Source organism: Oculatella sp. FACHB-28 (genome assembly GCF_014696015.1).
Classification (GTDB): domain Bacteria; phylum Cyanobacteriota; class Cyanobacteriia; order Elainellales; family Elainellaceae; genus JAAUTN01.
In genome coordinates, this window is sequence record NZ_JACJPJ010000067.1 from 93,808 (window position 1) to 110,771 (window position 16,964).

Consider the following 16,964-nt stretch of genomic DNA (forward strand, 5'->3'; position numbering starts at 1 on the left):
GCTTCTATATGAAGCTGAGCATCAATACAGTACAAGCCCTAATTCTTAATTCCCGTTGCGGCAATGCCACGAATGAACTGACGCTGACCAACTAAGAACAGCACCACAACTGGAACCGTCGCAATCACCACTGCCGCCATCAACAGCGCCCATTCATTAGTGAACTGCTCCTGAAATTCTGCCAGCGCTAACTGCACGGTTCGCAGTTCAGGTCGGGTCGTAAACACAAGTGGCTTAAATAAGTCATTCCACTCGCCGATGAAGGTAAACAAAAATAGCGTCACCAGTGCCGGACGAGCCAGCGGCAAAATTACCCGCCAAAGAATTTGCAGTCGATTTGCCCCATCTAGCGCTGCCGCTTCCTCTAGCTCCACCGGAATGGTTTGAAAATATTGCCGTAGCAAAAAAATGCCAAACCCATTTGCTGCAGTCGGCAAAATCAGCGCTCCATAGGTGTTGATTAAATTCCCCCAGCGCAGCACCAAAAAAATTGGTACGACTAAAATCTGGAATGGCAGCACCAGCGTTGCTAGCACAATCAGCAAAACTGCCCTTCGTCCCCAGAATTGGAGTCGCGCCAGCGCATAACCCGCCAGAGCTGATGTGAAAATCTGAAAGGCGGTGACTGCCAGCGCCACCAGCGTAGAGTTTGCAAACGCCAGTAAGAAATTGCCGCGTCTCCAGGCTTCCTGGTAATTTGCCCAAGTCCACTCACTTTGAGCCAAATCTACGCCTGCAACGCTGCCTGGTGGCGTTAGCGAGGTGAGAAACACAATCAGCAGCGGAGCCAGTACCACTCCTGCCCCAACGAGCAGCAGCAGAGGGTTTAGCCAGGATAGCCAATCATTCAGACTAGTCAGACTAGGTTGAGCTTCCTTTGGGGTTGAATCTAGCATGGGTGATAGAATTGGGCACTGATAACAAGCATCCCCTAAAATTCTGTCCAAAGATGGAATGTTCCTATTCTTGGGAGCGATCGCTTGTAAATTCCTATTTGAAAACAGTAGGGTGTAGATTAGAAGTTACCAAGTCGTGTGTGCCCTCACGACTTGATTGAGGTCGATAAATTATGATCGACTCATCCACAGCAGCGAGGAGATGACCGACTTATGCAGCAGCTTGAAGTCAGCCCAGAACTTGATTTTCGTAGTGAAACCTATAAAGACGCATACAGCCGAATTAATGCGATTGTAATTGAAGGCGAGGAAGAAGCCTACGCCAACTACCAGCGGCTTGCTGAAATGCTGCCTGAGCTAAAAGATCAGCTTTTAAGCTTGGCAAAGATGGAAAACCGCCACAAAAAAGGCTTTCAGGCTTGCGGTCGCAATTTAGCCGTAACTGCTGATATGGAGTTTGGGCAGCAGTTCTTTGCTGAATTGCATGGCAACTTCCAGAAGGCAGCAGCGGCAGGGCGAGTTGTCACCTGCCTGTTGATTCAGTCCTTGATTATTGAGTGCTTTGCAATTTCGGCTTACAACATCTACATTCCGGTTGCAGATGACTTTGCCCGCAAAATCACTGAGGGTGTGGTGAAGGATGAATACCTGCACCTAAACTTCGGAGAAGAGTGGCTTAAGGCAAATTTTGAAACTGCTAGAGCTGAACTGGAAGAAGCGAATCGGCAAAACCTTCCTCTAGTTTGGCGAATGCTAAGCCAGGTTGAAGACGACGCTCATGTACTCGGCATGGAGAAAGAAGCGTTAGTCGAAGACTTCATGATCAGCTATGGCGAAGCCCTAAGCAATATTGGCTTTACGACCCGCGACATCATGAGAATGTCTGCTTATGGTTTGGCAGCAGCTTAGATTGAATTGACTTTCGTTAATCATATTCTTGTGAAGAAGCAGTGCAAATTTGATTTGTACTGCTTCTTTTTTCATCCTGCCTCCGTTAATGCAGCACGAGTTGAGCCGCTTGGTTGAAAAACTGTCGGTATATTCCTTGAATGGTTAGTAGCGTTGTGATCAGGGTAGCGATCGCCAGCATAAACATAATCAAGATCTGGTAAAGCGCTGCATCAAAAGGACTAACTCCGCTCAAAATCTGTCCGGTAATGATGCCAGGTAGCGTCACCACGCCGACAACCATCATGGAGTTAATCGTAGGAATTAAGCCTGCTTTGATTGCATCTCGACGATAGTGGGCGATCGCCTGCGAGGGTTTTGCACCCAAACTCAGATGCGTTTCGATTTCAAGCTGGCTGTTATTGAGCGTGCTGACAAACCGTTCTCCGGCAACAGCCGCCGCATTCATTGCGTTGCCCAAAAGAATTCCCGCTAGGGGAATCACGTACTGAGGTTCGTACCAAGTTTCAGGGCGAATCACGACCAGGTTAGTGTAAGCCAGGGTTAGCGCTGCCCCAACGAAAATTGAGCCGCCCACCATTGGCAGCAGATTGGGCACCTTTTTGCTGATGCGGTTACGGGCAACGACAGCAGCAATCGTCAGCATCACCAGCACCACTGCCAGCACCGACCAGGGATCGCGTAGTTCAAAGACAAAAGAGAGAACGTAACCCACCGCTAGAAGCTGAACCACCGTGCGGAAAGTGGCGATCGCCAAACTGCCTTCCAAACCCAGCTTTTGCCATGCTGACAGACCAATTGCGACCGCCATCATTCCTAACGCCCAGCTGAGTTGAACTAAATCCAGTTGAATGAGTGAATTCACAGTTAAAGCTCTATAAAGTGACGGCGCACAACTAGCAAGGCTTTGGTAGGAGCAAACTCCGTTCACCCCTACAAGGGTTCAACCTTGCTTGAGAACTCTCCAATACCTAGGAGTCGGATACGTGGGAGGCATTGCCCACCGACCTCTCTTCATCTTCTAGGTCGATTTTCACCTGAAACAACGACAGGGCTTCATCAATCTTAGGAGTTGAGGGAAGATGATATTCAAGTCTTTTCTAAATAGACTTAGATTTTGTCTAATTTCTGGCTGTAGGGGCAGCTAAACCTCGCCTCTACGTAAAATTCTTAGATTTTCTGGTGTAAGCGAGTGACCCACATTCCCCCTTTTGATTTAACGCAGCAGTACAAAATGCTTCAAGCTGAAGCCAGTACAGCGGTTTCGGACGTGCTGGCTTCTGGGCAGTACATCAATGGCCCGGCGGTCAAAGAATTTGAGCAGCAGTTTGCCAGTTACATTGGTGCTGCGGATTGCATAGCCTGCAATTCTGGTACAGATGCGCTTTACCTGGCGCTGCGATCGCTCGACATTGGCGCGGGCGATGAAGTCATTACTACGACGTTCACATTCATCGCAACGGCTGAAATGATCAGCGCAGCCGGAGCAAAATCGGTTTTCGTCGATATTGATCCATACACATTCAACCTGGATTTAGATCAGGTTGAGGCAGCAATCACCGATCGTACCAAAGCGATTATGCCAGTTCACTTGTTTGGTCAGCCTGTAGACATGACTCGGCTCATGGCGATCGCCCAGTCCCACAATCTGTTTGTGATTGAAGACTGTGCCCAGTCCACCGGAACCGAATGGCAAGGCGTGAAGACTGGCAGCATCGGGCATATTGGCTGTTTTAGCTTTTACCCCACCAAAAATCTAGGAGCCTGTGGCGATGGTGGAGCCGTGACAACCAATGATGCAGCGATCGCTCAGAAAATTCGTGTCCTGCGCGATCACGGACAGCAGCAGCGCTATGTCTCCGAGGAGATTGGCGTAAACAGCCGTCTGGATGCGGTGCAAGCAGCCATATTGCTGCTGAAGCTGCGTTATTTAGACGAGTGGAATGAAAAGCGACGGGCGATCGCCAACCGCTACACCGAACTGCTTAAACACCTGCCAGGAATTATTACGCCCCAACCGCTCGCAGGTGGGCAGCACGTCTGGAATCAGTACACGATCCGGCTAACCCAAGATTCAGCTACTAGTTCAGAGTTGCTTTATCGAGATCAGGTGCGTCAAAAGCTTCAGCAGCAGGGCATTGGCTCGATGATTTACTATCCTGTACCGCTGCATCTGCAACCCGTTTTTGCCAGGTTAAACGACCAGACTGGAAAATTTCCGATTGTAGAGCAGGTGGCGCAGCAAGTTCTCTCGCTGCCCATGTTCCCAGAGCTTTCCAGCGAGCAGCAGGATCAGGTTGTCTACGCACTCAAAGACTGCCTGGTTGATTAACGCCTGCTCCAAAACTGACCAGGTCAAGGTCCTCAACTTCTTAGAAGACTTCCTGCATGAATCCTGTTTTAAAAGCATGAATCGTTGCGCGGCTCCGCCGCGCAACGATTCATGCAGGAGGTTATAAGAACTCGCAGATCTCGGCAGTCCTCAACGGATCAGAATCAACCCTTAATTACACCTCTAGCAACCAGAGCACCGACTGTCTCCAAACGGAAGCCCCAGCCCTTGGGCATGGTTTGATCGCCATCCCGTTGACCCAAATCAACGTAGATGCGAGGGGGCACGAAGTAGGCGCGATCGCCTGCTCCCACCAACATCTCATCCGCTTTAGCCAACAACCCGTTGATTTGCTGGTCAAATTCCTCACGGTTAGAGGCTGGCTGGGACAGAGTTTGCACCACGATGTCAAGAAACTGACGCACTGCGACCAACTCAGACGCGCTGGGCGGCAGGCTTTCCAACCCAAGCTGTTGAATGATGGCTGGCTCCATTGATTTAAACAGTTTTGCCCGTGCTTCGGCTAGCTTCCGGTCGTTGTTGACCTCTTCGGGCTTGAGCAATACGCGGAAAGCACGGCGAATCAGTTGCGACACTTTGAAAGGCGGCACGGGAATCGTGTCTGGCTTAACGTTTTGCCCATTTGCTGCTAGCAGTTCATCCAGAGGCAGCAGCTCTTCTGGCACAACGGGCATTTGAATGTGGAACTTCTTGAATTCTGGGTTGCCCGTTTGACGACTTAGAACGGTTGACTGTCCTCTGTTGTGCTGATCGCGCAGTTCTAGGATCTTGGCTGCTTTTGCTTCGTCTCCATTCAACAGTTTTGCCAAACCGCGTTTGTTGAAAGGATAGACCGGCGTGTTCAGGTTGACAAATATGAACTCAGCGCAATAGGTCAGGTTGGCAGGATTTTTGAAGAAGGCGATCGCCCCTGGATCTCCCAACGCTGCCAGCAGACCATTCTTTAAAATTTCAGTCAGTGCTGCCCGATTAGAAACGCGAGTCGGGTCACCGCCATTGTAATTGCTAGGAAACTGGGTAAAGGGATTTAACAGCCCCATCCAGCAAACGATCGAATCCGTGTAACCGCGTGCCTGTTTGGGCGTGACAAATTCAGGAAACACTAGCCGCTGAGCTACTGCAACATAGCCATCGCTGCCATATAGCCCACCGTGATAGCTGTCCGGCTCATTGTACGTCGCGTAGGACTTGGTCAAGTTGCCGCTTGAGTCTTTGCGCTGAGCAGGTACCACTGCACCAGAGTGGTGTCCCTCATTCTTGATGAACGCTTCGGTAAAAATGTCTTGGGCTAAGGGCTGACGCAAATCTAGCGGCACACCATACCGTTCTTTATGCCACTGGTAGGTGCAGATATATAGTCCATCCCTGTCTAGAAACTTGGTGATATCTTCATGCCCGGAGACGGTTTGTCCATTGGCATTTTGTACTTGTAAATCATCTGTAATGCCGATGAATCCAGGCACTTTAATCGTTTCAGAGTTGACAGTCGTTTGATCATCCAAGATGACCTGCTTGGTGAACAGCCGCTTCAAATCATCGACAGGTTTTCCAGCCCAATCGCCAACCAGTTGGTTAAACTTCTGTAGGTCAATCTCTGCTGCAGATCGTAACGGCACTGAAGCAGTGGTGTGGGGTACAGCCACTTCCGAATCGGGCGATGCTGGCGCTGAGGGGTTATCAGCAGATGAACCAGTCTGGGGCGGTGGGGCAGGAGTCCCAGGTGTGATAGGCGGTTCAAAAGCAGACAACTTATCATTGAATGAAGTCATGGGTGTTCCTCTAACAGTAAGAACGTTCGGACTGAGGATGATTGACATTTGCGGTAGTTTGCACCAATCCCATCAGCCGCATCTATTTGATCTAACAGAGGCTACGACTTCGCGCTGTAATTCTCCGGATTTGTTTGCTAAATTTAGCACTTCAACTCGGTGAATTTCGGGATGACACCAACTCCCCCTTCTATTATTGGAAATCTGCAAGGCGATCGCAGCACAACTTTACAGAAGCGGTCGAGCACTAGGCATCCTTGTCTAGTCCATCTTCCCCAACACTTTCAATTTGAGGGGTCTCTTCTTCATTCTCATCTTCTTCGTTCTCACTTTCCTGATCCGCTTGCTGCTCTGCTTCACCTATCTCATCTGCTTCGGTAACATCCTCAAGCTCTTCGTCTTCGTCTTGAAAGAACCGTTCACTCAGCTTTGTAGAAATTTGAGCAACCAGAATACCGCTACCGATAATGAAGCCCCAAAACATGAGCGTATCGGCTGTAGGTAAAGGGGCTGAATTAAAGTCAGGAGAAAAATTCATTGAGGTGCGAATGAGGTCAGGTTTCGCCTAATTTGCAGCAATCTAGCCTTTGACAGGTCTTACAGATTTGGCTTGAGCCGTAGACATTCTCTCAAAACTCAGTGCAATCACCCCAAAGGTCACCACGATAATTCCTAGCCATTGCACGACTTGAAGTTGAGTGAAGGGTCCAGGGGTAAGCAGAAAAGCCAGAAGCGCAGTCAGCACTGGACCTGTTGAGGCAATAATCGAAGTGCGGGCTGCTCCCAAAAACCGCACCCCAAAGTTGTTTGAAAGATAGCCAACCAGAGTTAAAACACCCAGAAAAATGCCGCCAATGGCAAAGCCCAACGGTTGGTCGATGCTCACTTGGGCAGACCAGCGATCGGGCAACGGTAGAGCGGGCAGAAAAATCAGACTGACGGCTGCTAGAAAGCCAATGGTCAAAAATTGGGCCAGGCTGACAGGCACAGGATGCAGCTTTCTAAAGCAAATCTGCATGGAAATCAGGTAGCAGGCGAAGGCAATCCCTGACCCAACAGCGATCGCCACTCCTGCTCCAGACACGCTACTGGTTTGAGTAATTCGGGGTAGCGCAGCCAGAACAATGCCGATAGAGATGACCAGCATCACGACCCACCGCAACAGGGTAGGGCGATCGCCAAAGAACAACCAGGCTAGCGGCACCGTGATCAGCGGATACATGAATAGGATTGTCACGGCAACACCAGGACCAATTTCGGCGATCGCAATATAGATCAGCACTTGCGACAAAAACAAACAGCCACCACTGCCAATCACCGTCATCAGCAAGCGGCGATCGTTAGAGGTTAGAAAATTCTTAATGTCCTGCCACACAGACGGATAGAGCCTCTGCGCCATCCAGATCATCAGCGGCACAACGATCATCATCCGCAACAGCAAAATCAGCAGTGCATTGCCCAAGCCTAGCTTTAGAAATCCGCCAAGCTCAAAGCTTCCCAGAACGCTAGTTGGATTGCCGATTACACCAACGACAACATTGTGGAGGGAAAGGGCGATCGTCGAGAGCAAAATCAACGCCAGCCCAATTTGAAACTGAGACAGACCCATCGGACTCGTCAGACGCATCGGGGCAACCGCCGGATCAGGTGCAGTTGATGGCGCAACTGGCAAAACTGACGGTGGGCGCTGCCGAGGAGACTGCATAACTTCATGGGAGGAGCGCAAATTGGCACGAGGATACCCCGTTGCACTATTCCCATTCCCTTGAATCCCATTTCCTTGAGTCCCATTTCCTTGAACAAGCTGCTCACCGGAAGGCGGTCTATGGTCTCCGTTTGTTCCCGCTCCTCCAGTCGGCGGTTGAAATTCTCCCGTTTGTTCCCTGACAATTTCTGCCTGAAGCTGCTGACTGAGCCGACTGACTAGCGCTTCTAAAATTGCTTCTCCCTGCTGCTCCAGATTGTGCATCCGGCTAATTTGCTGGGATAGGGAGCTTTGATAGCTCGTCAGGTCTTGCCGCAATGAGGTCAGGGTACGGTTTAGCGTTGCGTCTAGAGAAGCCAACAGCCGATAAGCATTTTCATGATGACTATTGGCGGCTGGAGCGGCAGGCAAATTTGTCCCAACGCGCTGGGGTAAGTTGGTTTGCTCCATTCGCTGCACCAGTGCCCCCTGGAGGTGTTGGGCTAGTGCTTGCGCCAGTTGCTTGGCCCAAAGCTGCTGTTGAGCACGCTGCTGCTGCGATAGGGCGACTTGCTGTTGAGATTGCAAGTTGTCGATGTCGCCCTGGAGCCGCGCTTTTTCAGCCTGAAGCCGCTGCACGTCCTGATGCAATTGAGAAACTAACTCCTGCTGAAGCTGACGCAAATCTTGTGTCACCGTGTTCAGGATGTCCTGCGCTGCATTCGGATCAGCCGCGCCAGAATTTTCGGGTAGATTGTCTAGCCGCCCCATCAGTTGCAACCTCTAGCGTATTGACCAAAAACCGCGTTGGGTAAATCTTACAAACCCTGCTATCGCTTTGCCCAGCTATTTTGCCACTTTGCTAAAACCTTTTACACCCATTTTCTTCAAGGTTCTAAAATATGAAGCTTTATATAGAAGCGGGAGCAATTGCTCGATGCAATTCTTGTCTGTAATGGTTTTCATACCAGATTTGAAGTGATGATATCTCTGATTTGTGAATTCTGCTCGTCCAAATTCTAGTTATGGGATTTAATTAATAGTTTTAAACAGCTACGATCCGCAATCTATCGACTTTGGCAGCAACTCCTAAAGGATTTTAGCCGATTTAGTCCCTTGTACCTGGAGGTTTGAAAAATTGACGGTTCCTCAAGATCATTTCCATCAGCTAGAGGAAATTATGCAGCGGCACGCAGCGGCACTGGAGGCAGAAGTGCGATCGCTTCAATCCACTGATCGCACGTCCGACTGGTCACCGACTTTAAAGCAGGCTTACAACTGGCACTTTGCCCAGTGCTTTGCTCGCCAAAAAATCTTTCGCAACTGGGCTGCTGATGCTGCCGCTTGGGGACTGCTGCCAGAACGCACCTACCCAAACCGAGGAAATCGTCAAGTTGATCTCACCAATCTGGATGCGTAAGCAACACGGTAGGGGTGGGTTTAGCAGACAAAACCTGAATGAAGCGGAGATTAAACGCCAAAACCCACCCCTACGGCAGCTTATTCCTCTTGCCCATCCTCAAAGCATGAACATGCGAGGATCAAGGTTCTTAGGATCATGGGTACTGACGAACTCAGTCATGCTGGTATCTGACTCAAGCCGACCGTCTACCAGGTTGATGATGCGATCAGCGACATCGAGAATGCGGTTGTCGTGCGTCACCATAAGAATGGTGCATTTCTGTTCGTGGGCTAGCTGTTGCATCAGGTTGACGACATCGCGCCCAGACTGTTTATCAAGGGCGGCGGTTGGTTCATCTGCGAGAATGAGTTGGGGTTGGTTGACTAGGGCACGGGCGATCGCCACCCGCTGTTTTTGCCCACCAGAGAGAGAATTGGGTTTGTAGTCCACTCGTTGCCCTAAACCAAGCTGTTCCAGGACGGCGATCGCCTGTGTTCGTTTGGAGCCACTACCCGTTAGCTCAACGGCCATTTCGACATTCTGGCAGGCGGTGAGTGATTCAAACAGATTGTGTGCCTGAAAGATAAAGCCGATGCCACGCCGCACCCCTACCAGTTGGCTATTGTTCATGCCAACGAGTTCGCGTCCCATGACTTTGAGGCTCCCTTCGTGTAGCGTCCGCAGTGCCCCAATTAGACTCAAGAAAGTTGTTTTACCAGAACCAGAAGGTCCGGTAATGATTGCGATTTGCCCACGCGGAAAATCGAGGCTGATGTCAAACAAAGCCTGTTTGCGAAGTTCGCCCTGACCAAAGTAGTAGTTGAGATGACGAATTTGTACCGCTAGATCAGAATTATCGGCGATCGCAACACTTCCATGCTGCGTGACTGGTTTTGCGCCATTGGCTTCCATTATCCAAACACCTCCGCTGGGTCAGTAGCTTGAACCTTGCGAACGGCGATCGCCCCTGAGATCAAGCACATGATAAATGTCGCCACCAGGGTTGAAAGAGCGCGATCAGTCGTCATTTGCATCAACAGTCCGGTTGCATTAGCAGTCGCGTTATAAAGCAACACACTAATGCAAAAACCTGGAATAAAGCCCAGAATCGAGAGAATCGTAGCTTCCTGCAAAACTACACCGAGTAAAAAGAAGTTTCGGTAGCCCATCGCTTTGAGTGTGGCGTATTCTGCCCAATGGTCAGATACGTCAGTGTAGAGAATCTGGTAGACCAGAATAATTCCAACGATAAACGCCATTGTAGTTAGCAGGCTAAACACAAAGCCAATGTTGGTGTTTTCTTGCCAATAAGTGAGTTCCTGCTGTACAAACCCTTCTTGGGTAATCACTTTTACATCTTTGGGCAAGTTCTCACTAAGAATTGCTGCGATCCTCTCCGGGTCTGCATTTTCGGCAATTTTGACCAGCCCAACATCTACCGTACTGAGGTCACGTTCCTCATCTTCTGGGTCAACCTGAGCAAAATATCGGAGATAGTTTTGGTCACTCATGATCAGGTTGCCGTTGCCGGAAGCAAAATCGGTTCCCAAACTATAGTTGCCAACCACGCGTACATGGCGATCGCCCAACTCCGTTTCAACACCAGCGGTAATTGGACCTAACTCTGGGCGGGACTTCAAATCAATCAATACCGTTTCAGGCGCTTGCAGTTTAGCAAGCTGTGTCTGCACTTCAGGTAAGCGCAACACCGGATCTTGTGGATTAAAGGCTAAAACTCGAACCGGGCGGGTAGCTTTCGTCTCCGCGTTCTTCCAGTTTGCCGTATTGATATAGAGCGGGTAAGCATCCTCAACCCCTTCAAAAGCTCGCGCCTGATAGAGCCGCCGACGGGCAAACGGCTCTGGTACAAACATGTTGTACTTTTGCGTATTCGTGATAATAATATCTGCATTCAAAAGCTGTAAAAGCTGTACCTGACTGTCATACAAGGCATTTTTAAAGCCGTTGAACATAAACATGAGTAACACCGCAAAGGCTACTCCACCCAGAGAAGTGAGTAATCGGCGGCGATCGTGAGTCAGGTTTAGCCAGGCTAGCGGAGTACGCTTTAAAAGACTCATGAAAACACCTCCGCTGGGTCAGCCGTAATCACTTTACGCACAGAAATCAATCCTGAAACCGCACACATCGTCACCGTCAGGAGTAACACAAACACCAGTCGTCCAAGGTTCATTGCCATTGGCAAACCCCCATTCGTGGCGTTAGTGGTGAGTTCATACAGTCCTAAAGAGAGAATCAAACCGGGAACATAGCCCATCACTGCCAAGATGACTGCTTCTTGCAACACCACTTGGAATAGGTAACGGCTGCGGTAGCCCATTGCCTTGAGCGTGGCATATTCAGGCATGTGTTCAGAGATGTCGGTGTAAAGAATCTGATAAACGATCACCGTGCCGACAATGAAGGAAACCACTACCCCCATGCTAAAGATGAAGCCAGTAGAAGTGGTGCCGATCCAAAAGTCGCGATCGCGCCCAATAATTTCCTCTTGAGTCAACACTTCCACATCCTGCGGCAGCATTCCCCGCAAAGTCTTAGCAACGGCTTCTATATTGGTTCCAGGCTGAAGCTTAATCAAACCGATATCAATTCGGTTTAAGGTACGGGGCGTGAAGAGTCGCAAGAAGTTTTGGTCGCCCACAATCAGCGTGCCATCAGAGGCAAAACCGCCTCCCAGAGTAAACTGTCCGCCAATTTCTACGCGCCTGCGGTCGGATTCTGTTTCCAGTCCGATCGTTTGCGGCCCAAATTCTGGCCGCGAAAGCTGATCAATCAGAACAGTATTGGGACGCTGAAGGGCAGCGATCGCCTCTGGAGTCTGCAACTCTGGTAGGTGAAACACCGGGTCGCGAGGATTGATGCCGTAGACAAACATGGCACGGCTCAGCCGCGTTTCAGGGTTGCGCCACTGCTGGTAGCCCACATACACCGGCATCACCTGATCGACCCCTTCCACACCCGCCACCTGATACAGCCGCTCAATGGGGAAGGGTTCCGTGGTGCTAATCTCTAGCGTTTGGGGCGATCGCAGAAAAATTTCTGCATTCATCTGGTTATAAATTTGGGTTGCCGTGAGTGAGAGTGCCCCCAGAAAGCCCAGATTCATAAAAATCAGCAGTACCGCAAAGGCGACTCCAGCGATCGCCACCAGCAGACGAGTCCTTTCATGCAGCAGGTTTAACCAGGCGAGAGGCGTTCTCATGGGTAGTGCAAGTTACTCTTCTGTGGGAGAGGGGGTTGGGGTTACAGGGGCAACGGATGGGGCTGAGTTGCCATTGGATGCATCCACATCAATTCGCACGTCAACTTGCAAGTTCGTGAGTCGGGCAACGGGTTCACTCTGATCGAGGCGAATCTTCACCTCAACCACACGAGCATCAGCATTGGCAGCGGGGTCATCATCCAGCACATCGTTTTTGAAAATTTGAGTGCCAATTCGCTCAACAGTGCCCGTTAGGGTTTCGTCAAAGGCTCCGTTGCGGCTGGTGATCGTTGCCTTTTGCCCCAGCTCTACCAAACCCACATCAGTTTCATACACCTCAGCAACCACATACATTTGGCGAGTATCGCCCATCTCTAAAATGCCTGTCTCAGCGATCGCTTCCCCGGTCTGGGTAATAATCTGCAAAACTTCTCCATCACTGGGAGCGCGAATAATTGTGCGATCAAGGCTAGCATTTGCCAGTTCCAGGTTACGCGCGGCTGAATCTACTTCGATCTGAGCTTGCGATCGCGTCGATTCGGCTTGAGTAGACTGTACCTGTGCCCGCGCATTTTCTAAATCGCGGGTGCGAGCCGTTTCCAGACGTACTAGGCTAGCTCTGGCGTTGTTCAGTTCTTCTTGCGATCGCCGAACTTCGGTAAATTGCTGGTCTAACTCCTGCTGAGAAATTGCCCCCTCTGCTCGCAAGCTTCGAGACCGTTCCAGGTCAGTTTCTGCCAGGTCTAGCTCTGCTTCTAGCTGGCGCACTGTTGCTTGCTGCGCCTCAATTTCTAGCGATTGTGGGCGGTCAATTTGCCCTAAACGGGTGCGGGCTTCTTCGACCTGAGCAGTGCCATATTGAGCTTCGGTAGCTAGACGGGTCTGAGCTTCAGCAAGCTGACTGGCGGCGTAGTTACGCTCTGCCAGCCGTTCTTCATGGCTCTCTAGGTAAGCCAAAATCTCACCCTGACGCACGTAGTCGCCTTCTGCCACCAGTAGCTCACTAATGCGATCGCCCTGCGGTCCGCTGACGTTAACGACTTCTCCTTCTGGCTCTAACCGCCCCAAGGCTGCCACTGTCACTTGACGAGGAGCAGGAGCCGTTTCCTCAATCGCGGCTTGCTGGGCAGACTGCTGAAACATCCTGACGGCAAGAAAACCTGTTCCTAGCAAAACTAATGCAGCAATTCCTAACCATAGCCCCCGTCCCTGCCAGGGGCGCTGAGCATTACTTGCACTCATAAATTTATAGATTTTTCCAATCTAATTGCTACGTCAATTAAGGCTTACGTTCTTTGAGGCTAGATGGAGTGACGTATGACGGTGTACAACCTTTGAGCGATTTGCTCTTTGTGAAGGAAATATTGAGAGTCTCTTGCCTGGGAGGACGAGATTCCTAACTTCAGGCGAGTATACTGCACGGTATAGTGTAATTCTTTCCTTCCATTAGACTACACCGTGCAGTCTGGCTCTGTCTATAAAACTTTGTAGATTAGCTGTGTAAATTAATCTTCCTGCACTGGTTTTCTTGGAAGAGTTGTTGCACTGCAAAGCAACTAACAATTGCCGCTGCCAGAATGACTGGCGATCGCCCCTTCTGATGCCCCAAGCCCTCAAGATTTTTACAAATCGCCTTCAAAATCATGCTGAGCAATCAATCAACCAACGAAACCGAGACTAGTTGCAAACCCGAACAGATTTTGCAAGGTGCTTTTCAGGTATTTCTCCAGCACGGCTATGCCGGAACCAGCATGGATCGGGTCGCTGCTCAGGCAGGCGTTTCCAAACACACCATCTACAATCACTTCCAGGGAAAAGAAGGACTGTTTATTGCCTTAATCGAGCGGTTAGTGCTGCGTCATTTTCAAGTGGAATTTGGCTGTGGTTTGCCTGAGACTGCGCCACCCGAAAAAGTTCTGCGGCGATTTGCCGAAATCCTCCTGGCTCGGATGGATGACCCAGAATACATTGCCTTTGTGCGGCTGATGATCGCAGAATCAGGGCGCTTTCCTGACCTGGCTCAACTCTACGTACGAGAAGTGATTCAGCATGGTACAGAAGTTTTGAGCGCCTATTTCAAGTCAAGTCCTGAACTAGACGTACCTGACCCAGCGATGACCTGTCAGGTTTTCTTCGGCTCTCTCATTTCCTTTATCCTCAGTCAGGAAGTTCTGCACGGCAAACTGATCATACCCGCCTCTAAAGAACGGCTGATTCATTACCTAGTCGGTTTGGTGCTTGACTACCACAAACAACCATCCGTTTAACCTTTATTACCTGGGAGGTAATTGCTTCTATTATCTTCTGTTGGCACGATTGAAGCATCCCAATTGAGGTAAATCACGATGCTGAAATCAACAGAGGTTCCGGTAAAACGTTCATCCAGCCCTTTGAAACCGATCTATTTACTCTTCACAATTGTGGGTTCGGTCGGGCCCTGGTTTTGGCTGTTACAAGACCTAGATGCACTCCTGTCTCCCACTCTGTTTCTACAGGCGACCTTTGCAAACAACATTACGACTGCCTTGGCCGATGATTTGATTATTTCGGCGATCGCCTTCTTTTGCTTTGCCTGGGTAGAGTTAAAACGATTGAATGTTTCTCGCCTCTGGCTCATCCTCTATGTTGGACTGACCTTTGGAGTAGGGCTTTCCTGTTCTCTACCCTTCTTTCTATACCGCCGAGAGCAAATTCTAGAGCAAAATGCTTTTGGGCAGGAGATCTAGTGCTAAGTGATATCAATTTGATTTGAAAATGTTGGTGTAGGTAGGGGCGGTTCGCGAACCGCCCCTACGCTATGGCTTACCCATCTAAAAATGGCTGTAAGTTTTAATGACTCAGCATTAATCCTTTGCAACTCAGCTTCAAACTTATGTGAGTCAGGTTTAGACTGGCATAAGTTTTATTTAAGACTTTAGGACGGAACTTCAAGTCTATTAATTAAAGTAGCAAGCGACCGCGACTGAGTGGTACAAATGAATTAGTTTCATCTAGCACAAGACAACGCGAGTTCACCTGAAAGCTGAATCAACAGTGAGGCAAAGCGAATGCTTTTAGGATTACGAACGGTCATTTATCACGTTGCTGATCTCGACAAAGCCAAAGATTGGTACGTTCAGATTCTGGGCTATCAACCCTACTTTGATCAGCCGTTTTATGTTGGCTTTAACGTAGGTGGCTATGAGCTAGGACTCAATCCTGACTTGTCAAACAGCACTCCAGGCGGCAGCAATTTTGCTTATTGGGGTGTGGAAGATATTCACGGCACACACAGTCGTCTAATAGAACTTGGAGCAAAACCACATACCGATATCCAAGATGTCGGTGATGAAATCTTAGTGGCTACTGTCACTGACCCCTGGGGCAACATTTTTGGAATTATTCAAAACCCACATTTCCAAGTCTCATGAACCCTGAAACTAATCAATTCACTATCAGTTCTACCTATGTTGTGCTTGGGGAAGATGGTGCTACGATTCCAATTGCTGTGAGCGATCGCTTCTTTACAGATTTAGAAAACCAATTTGGTGACTTCAAGGGAAAGCGACTGGTTTCACACTTTACCTTTGACCGCGACTGGGATACTTGGGAAATGCATCCTGCGGGTGAGGAGTTTGTGTGTCTACTTTCAGGTCAAGTCGATCTAATTTTGAAACAAAACGAAGCTGAGAAGACGATACACCTGGATACTCCAGGAGCTTTTGTGCTGGTGCCGCGTGGGACGTGGCATACCGCCGAGGTTCATTCGCCCAGTTCGATGTTGTTTATTACCCCAGGCGAGGGGACGCAAAATCGGTAAGCTGTGCAACCATCTCTGCCCGTGACGAAACCTCAAGCTTGCGAAACATCCGCTTTAAAGCCTGCTTGACAGAGTTTTCAGTAATCCAAAGTTCACTGCCAATTTCAGCATTAGTTCGCCCTAAGGCAACCAGTTCGGCAATTTGCAATTCACGAGGGGTTAAACAGTTTTTTGGAGCTTTGCCGCGAGAAAGTGATGCCCGTTCTGGGGAAGTACTTTGCGATCGCACCGCTGTGACCCAGACTGATAAGTGCAAACAGATCGCACTTAGATCGGCTAAATTCTGCGTATCAAAAGCAGACTTTGACTTTTCACGAGTGCAACCTACAACCCCTACAAGCTGACCTCGATTAATAATGGGTCCTGCCATTACATGCCAGTGATCGGGACGAGGACAGATGATTGACCAAGCCTTTGGCGATGTCACCAAGGCTTCATGGACAGGAGCATGACGTTCTACCAGGTATCGCACGATGGGATTGTGTTTGACTGAGAGTCCGACTTTGAGCGCCTCTTGAAGATTACGATCTACCAACGGAAGCTGATCAAAGAAGAAAATTCCCCAGCGTGTAGCTGCAAAATACTCACCAATTTTTGGCACGATTTGCGATCGCATGTCCTGCTCACTCTGGGTCTGACTAATCGCTTCAAATAGCAGCTTTAAAGAACTTGTCATAGATCATGTGGACTGAAGAGTACCCGATTGAGGACTAGCAGCAGTAAAAGACTCTGCCTAATATTAGCTTTGATCTCAAGACTGTCCTAAAGCAATGACGCAAAATGCAATCTTCGGTCCCTTCTTTGCCACTGTGTTTTTATTAACCTGGCAATAAATGAGACTACATCTGTTCAAGCAGCATAAGCAATGAATGGATGTTTGAAATACTTGATGATTCGGGTAGGGAGCTTCTGAAGTTTGAATAGATGAG

The 16,964-nt window shown here is 49.4% G+C and carries 17 protein-coding genes; 7 read left to right on the plus strand and 10 right to left on the minus strand.

What is annotated here, in order from left to right:
• Positions 1-38: 38 nt before the first annotated feature.
• A complete protein-coding gene (locus H6F88_RS15170; RefSeq protein WP_190643590.1) occupies positions 39-896 on the minus strand; it encodes a carbohydrate ABC transporter permease in 858 nt (285 codons plus the stop codon).
• Positions 897-1,109: 213 nt separating this feature from the next.
• Between H6F88_RS15170 and H6F88_RS15175 the strand changes: the two genes are divergently transcribed.
• Positions 1,110-1,805: an aldehyde oxygenase (deformylating) gene (locus H6F88_RS15175; RefSeq protein WP_190643591.1), complete on the plus strand. Its 696-nt coding sequence runs from the start codon at positions 1,110-1,112 to the stop codon at positions 1,803-1,805.
• An 85-nt stretch (positions 1,806-1,890) separates the two neighbouring features.
• On the opposite strand, the gene fetB is transcribed toward H6F88_RS15175, so the two are convergent.
• Positions 1,891-2,670 carry an iron export ABC transporter permease subunit FetB gene (gene fetB, locus H6F88_RS15180; RefSeq protein ID WP_190643592.1) on the minus strand — a complete coding sequence of 260 codons (780 nt, stop codon included), beginning with the start codon at positions 2,668-2,670 and terminating at the stop codon, positions 1,891-1,893.
• Positions 2,671-3,039: 369 nt separating this feature from the next.
• Here fetB and H6F88_RS15185 point away from each other — a divergent pair, with 369 nt between their 5' ends.
• Positions 3,040-4,137 carry a DegT/DnrJ/EryC1/StrS family aminotransferase gene (locus tag H6F88_RS15185; RefSeq protein WP_190643612.1) on the plus strand — a complete coding sequence of 366 codons (1,098 nt, stop codon included), beginning with the start codon at positions 3,040-3,042 and terminating at the stop codon, positions 4,135-4,137.
• A gap of 164 nt (positions 4,138-4,301) precedes the next feature.
• Here H6F88_RS15185 and H6F88_RS15190 read toward each other — a convergent pair whose 3' ends face one another.
• From H6F88_RS15190 to H6F88_RS15200, 3 genes are all read right to left on the minus strand, one after another.
• The gene (locus H6F88_RS15190; RefSeq protein WP_190643593.1) at positions 4,302-5,927 is read right to left on the minus strand and encodes a hypothetical protein; all 1,626 of its coding nucleotides are present in this window, start codon (positions 5,925-5,927) and stop codon (positions 4,302-4,304) included.
• 247 nt (positions 5,928-6,174) lie between these two features.
• On the minus strand, positions 6,175-6,465 hold the full coding sequence (locus H6F88_RS15195; RefSeq protein ID WP_190643594.1) for a hypothetical protein: 291 nt from the start codon (positions 6,463-6,465) through the stop codon (positions 6,175-6,177).
• Between the two features lie 42 nt (positions 6,466-6,507).
• Positions 6,508-8,382: an EamA family transporter gene (locus tag H6F88_RS15200; protein ID WP_190643595.1), complete on the minus strand. Its 1,875-nt coding sequence runs from the start codon at positions 8,380-8,382 to the stop codon at positions 6,508-6,510.
• A gap of 367 nt (positions 8,383-8,749) precedes the next feature.
• Here H6F88_RS15200 and H6F88_RS15205 point away from each other — a divergent pair, with 367 nt between their 5' ends.
• Positions 8,750-9,031, plus strand: a complete 282-nt coding sequence (locus tag H6F88_RS15205; protein WP_190643596.1) for a hypothetical protein — start codon at positions 8,750-8,752, stop codon at positions 9,029-9,031.
• Positions 9,032-9,130: 99 nt separating this feature from the next.
• Here H6F88_RS15205 and H6F88_RS15210 read toward each other — a convergent pair whose 3' ends face one another.
• From H6F88_RS15210 to H6F88_RS15225, 4 genes are read right to left on the minus strand one after another with little or no spacing between them, the layout of a single operon-like run.
• Positions 9,131-9,925, minus strand: coding sequence for an ATP-binding cassette domain-containing protein (locus H6F88_RS15210; protein WP_190643597.1), 795 nt, complete (start codon positions 9,923-9,925; stop codon positions 9,131-9,133).
• Positions 9,925-11,094 carry an ABC transporter permease DevC gene (devC, locus tag H6F88_RS15215; protein ID WP_190643598.1) on the minus strand — a complete coding sequence of 390 codons (1,170 nt, stop codon included), beginning with the start codon at positions 11,092-11,094 and terminating at the stop codon, positions 9,925-9,927. Before devC (H6F88_RS15215) ends, H6F88_RS15210 begins: the two co-directional genes overlap by 1 nt.
• On the minus strand, positions 11,091-12,236 hold the full coding sequence (gene devC / locus H6F88_RS15220; protein WP_190643599.1) for an ABC transporter permease DevC: 1,146 nt from the start codon (positions 12,234-12,236) through the stop codon (positions 11,091-11,093). Before devC (H6F88_RS15220) ends, devC (H6F88_RS15215) begins: the two co-directional genes overlap by 4 nt.
• Before the next feature lie 12 nt (positions 12,237-12,248).
• Positions 12,249-13,478, minus strand: coding sequence for an HlyD family efflux transporter periplasmic adaptor subunit (locus H6F88_RS15225; protein ID WP_190643600.1), 1,230 nt, complete (start codon positions 13,476-13,478; stop codon positions 12,249-12,251).
• A gap of 401 nt (positions 13,479-13,879) precedes the next feature.
• On the opposite strand from H6F88_RS15225, the gene H6F88_RS15230 reads away from it, so the two are divergent.
• From H6F88_RS15230 to H6F88_RS15245, 4 genes are all read left to right on the plus strand, one after another.
• A complete protein-coding gene (locus tag H6F88_RS15230) occupies positions 13,880-14,503 on the plus strand; it encodes a TetR/AcrR family transcriptional regulator (RefSeq protein WP_190643601.1) in 624 nt (207 codons plus the stop codon).
• A 78-nt stretch (positions 14,504-14,581) separates the two neighbouring features.
• Positions 14,582-14,962, plus strand: a complete 381-nt coding sequence (locus H6F88_RS15235; RefSeq protein WP_190643602.1) for a DUF2834 domain-containing protein — start codon at positions 14,582-14,584, stop codon at positions 14,960-14,962.
• A 321-nt stretch (positions 14,963-15,283) separates the two neighbouring features.
• The gene (locus H6F88_RS15240; protein ID WP_190643603.1) at positions 15,284-15,646 is read left to right on the plus strand and encodes a VOC family protein; all 363 of its coding nucleotides are present in this window, start codon (positions 15,284-15,286) and stop codon (positions 15,644-15,646) included.
• Positions 15,643-16,035: a WxcM-like domain-containing protein gene (locus H6F88_RS15245; protein WP_190643604.1), complete on the plus strand. Its 393-nt coding sequence runs from the start codon at positions 15,643-15,645 to the stop codon at positions 16,033-16,035. The genes H6F88_RS15240 and H6F88_RS15245 overlap by 4 nt, the downstream gene beginning before the upstream one ends.
• Here the strand turns inward: H6F88_RS15245 and H6F88_RS15250 are convergent.
• The gene (locus H6F88_RS15250) at positions 16,004-16,711 is read right to left on the minus strand and encodes a LuxR C-terminal-related transcriptional regulator (RefSeq protein WP_190643605.1); all 708 of its coding nucleotides are present in this window, start codon (positions 16,709-16,711) and stop codon (positions 16,004-16,006) included. The genes H6F88_RS15245 and H6F88_RS15250 overlap by 32 nt on opposite strands.
• Positions 16,712-16,964 lie beyond the last annotated feature (253 nt).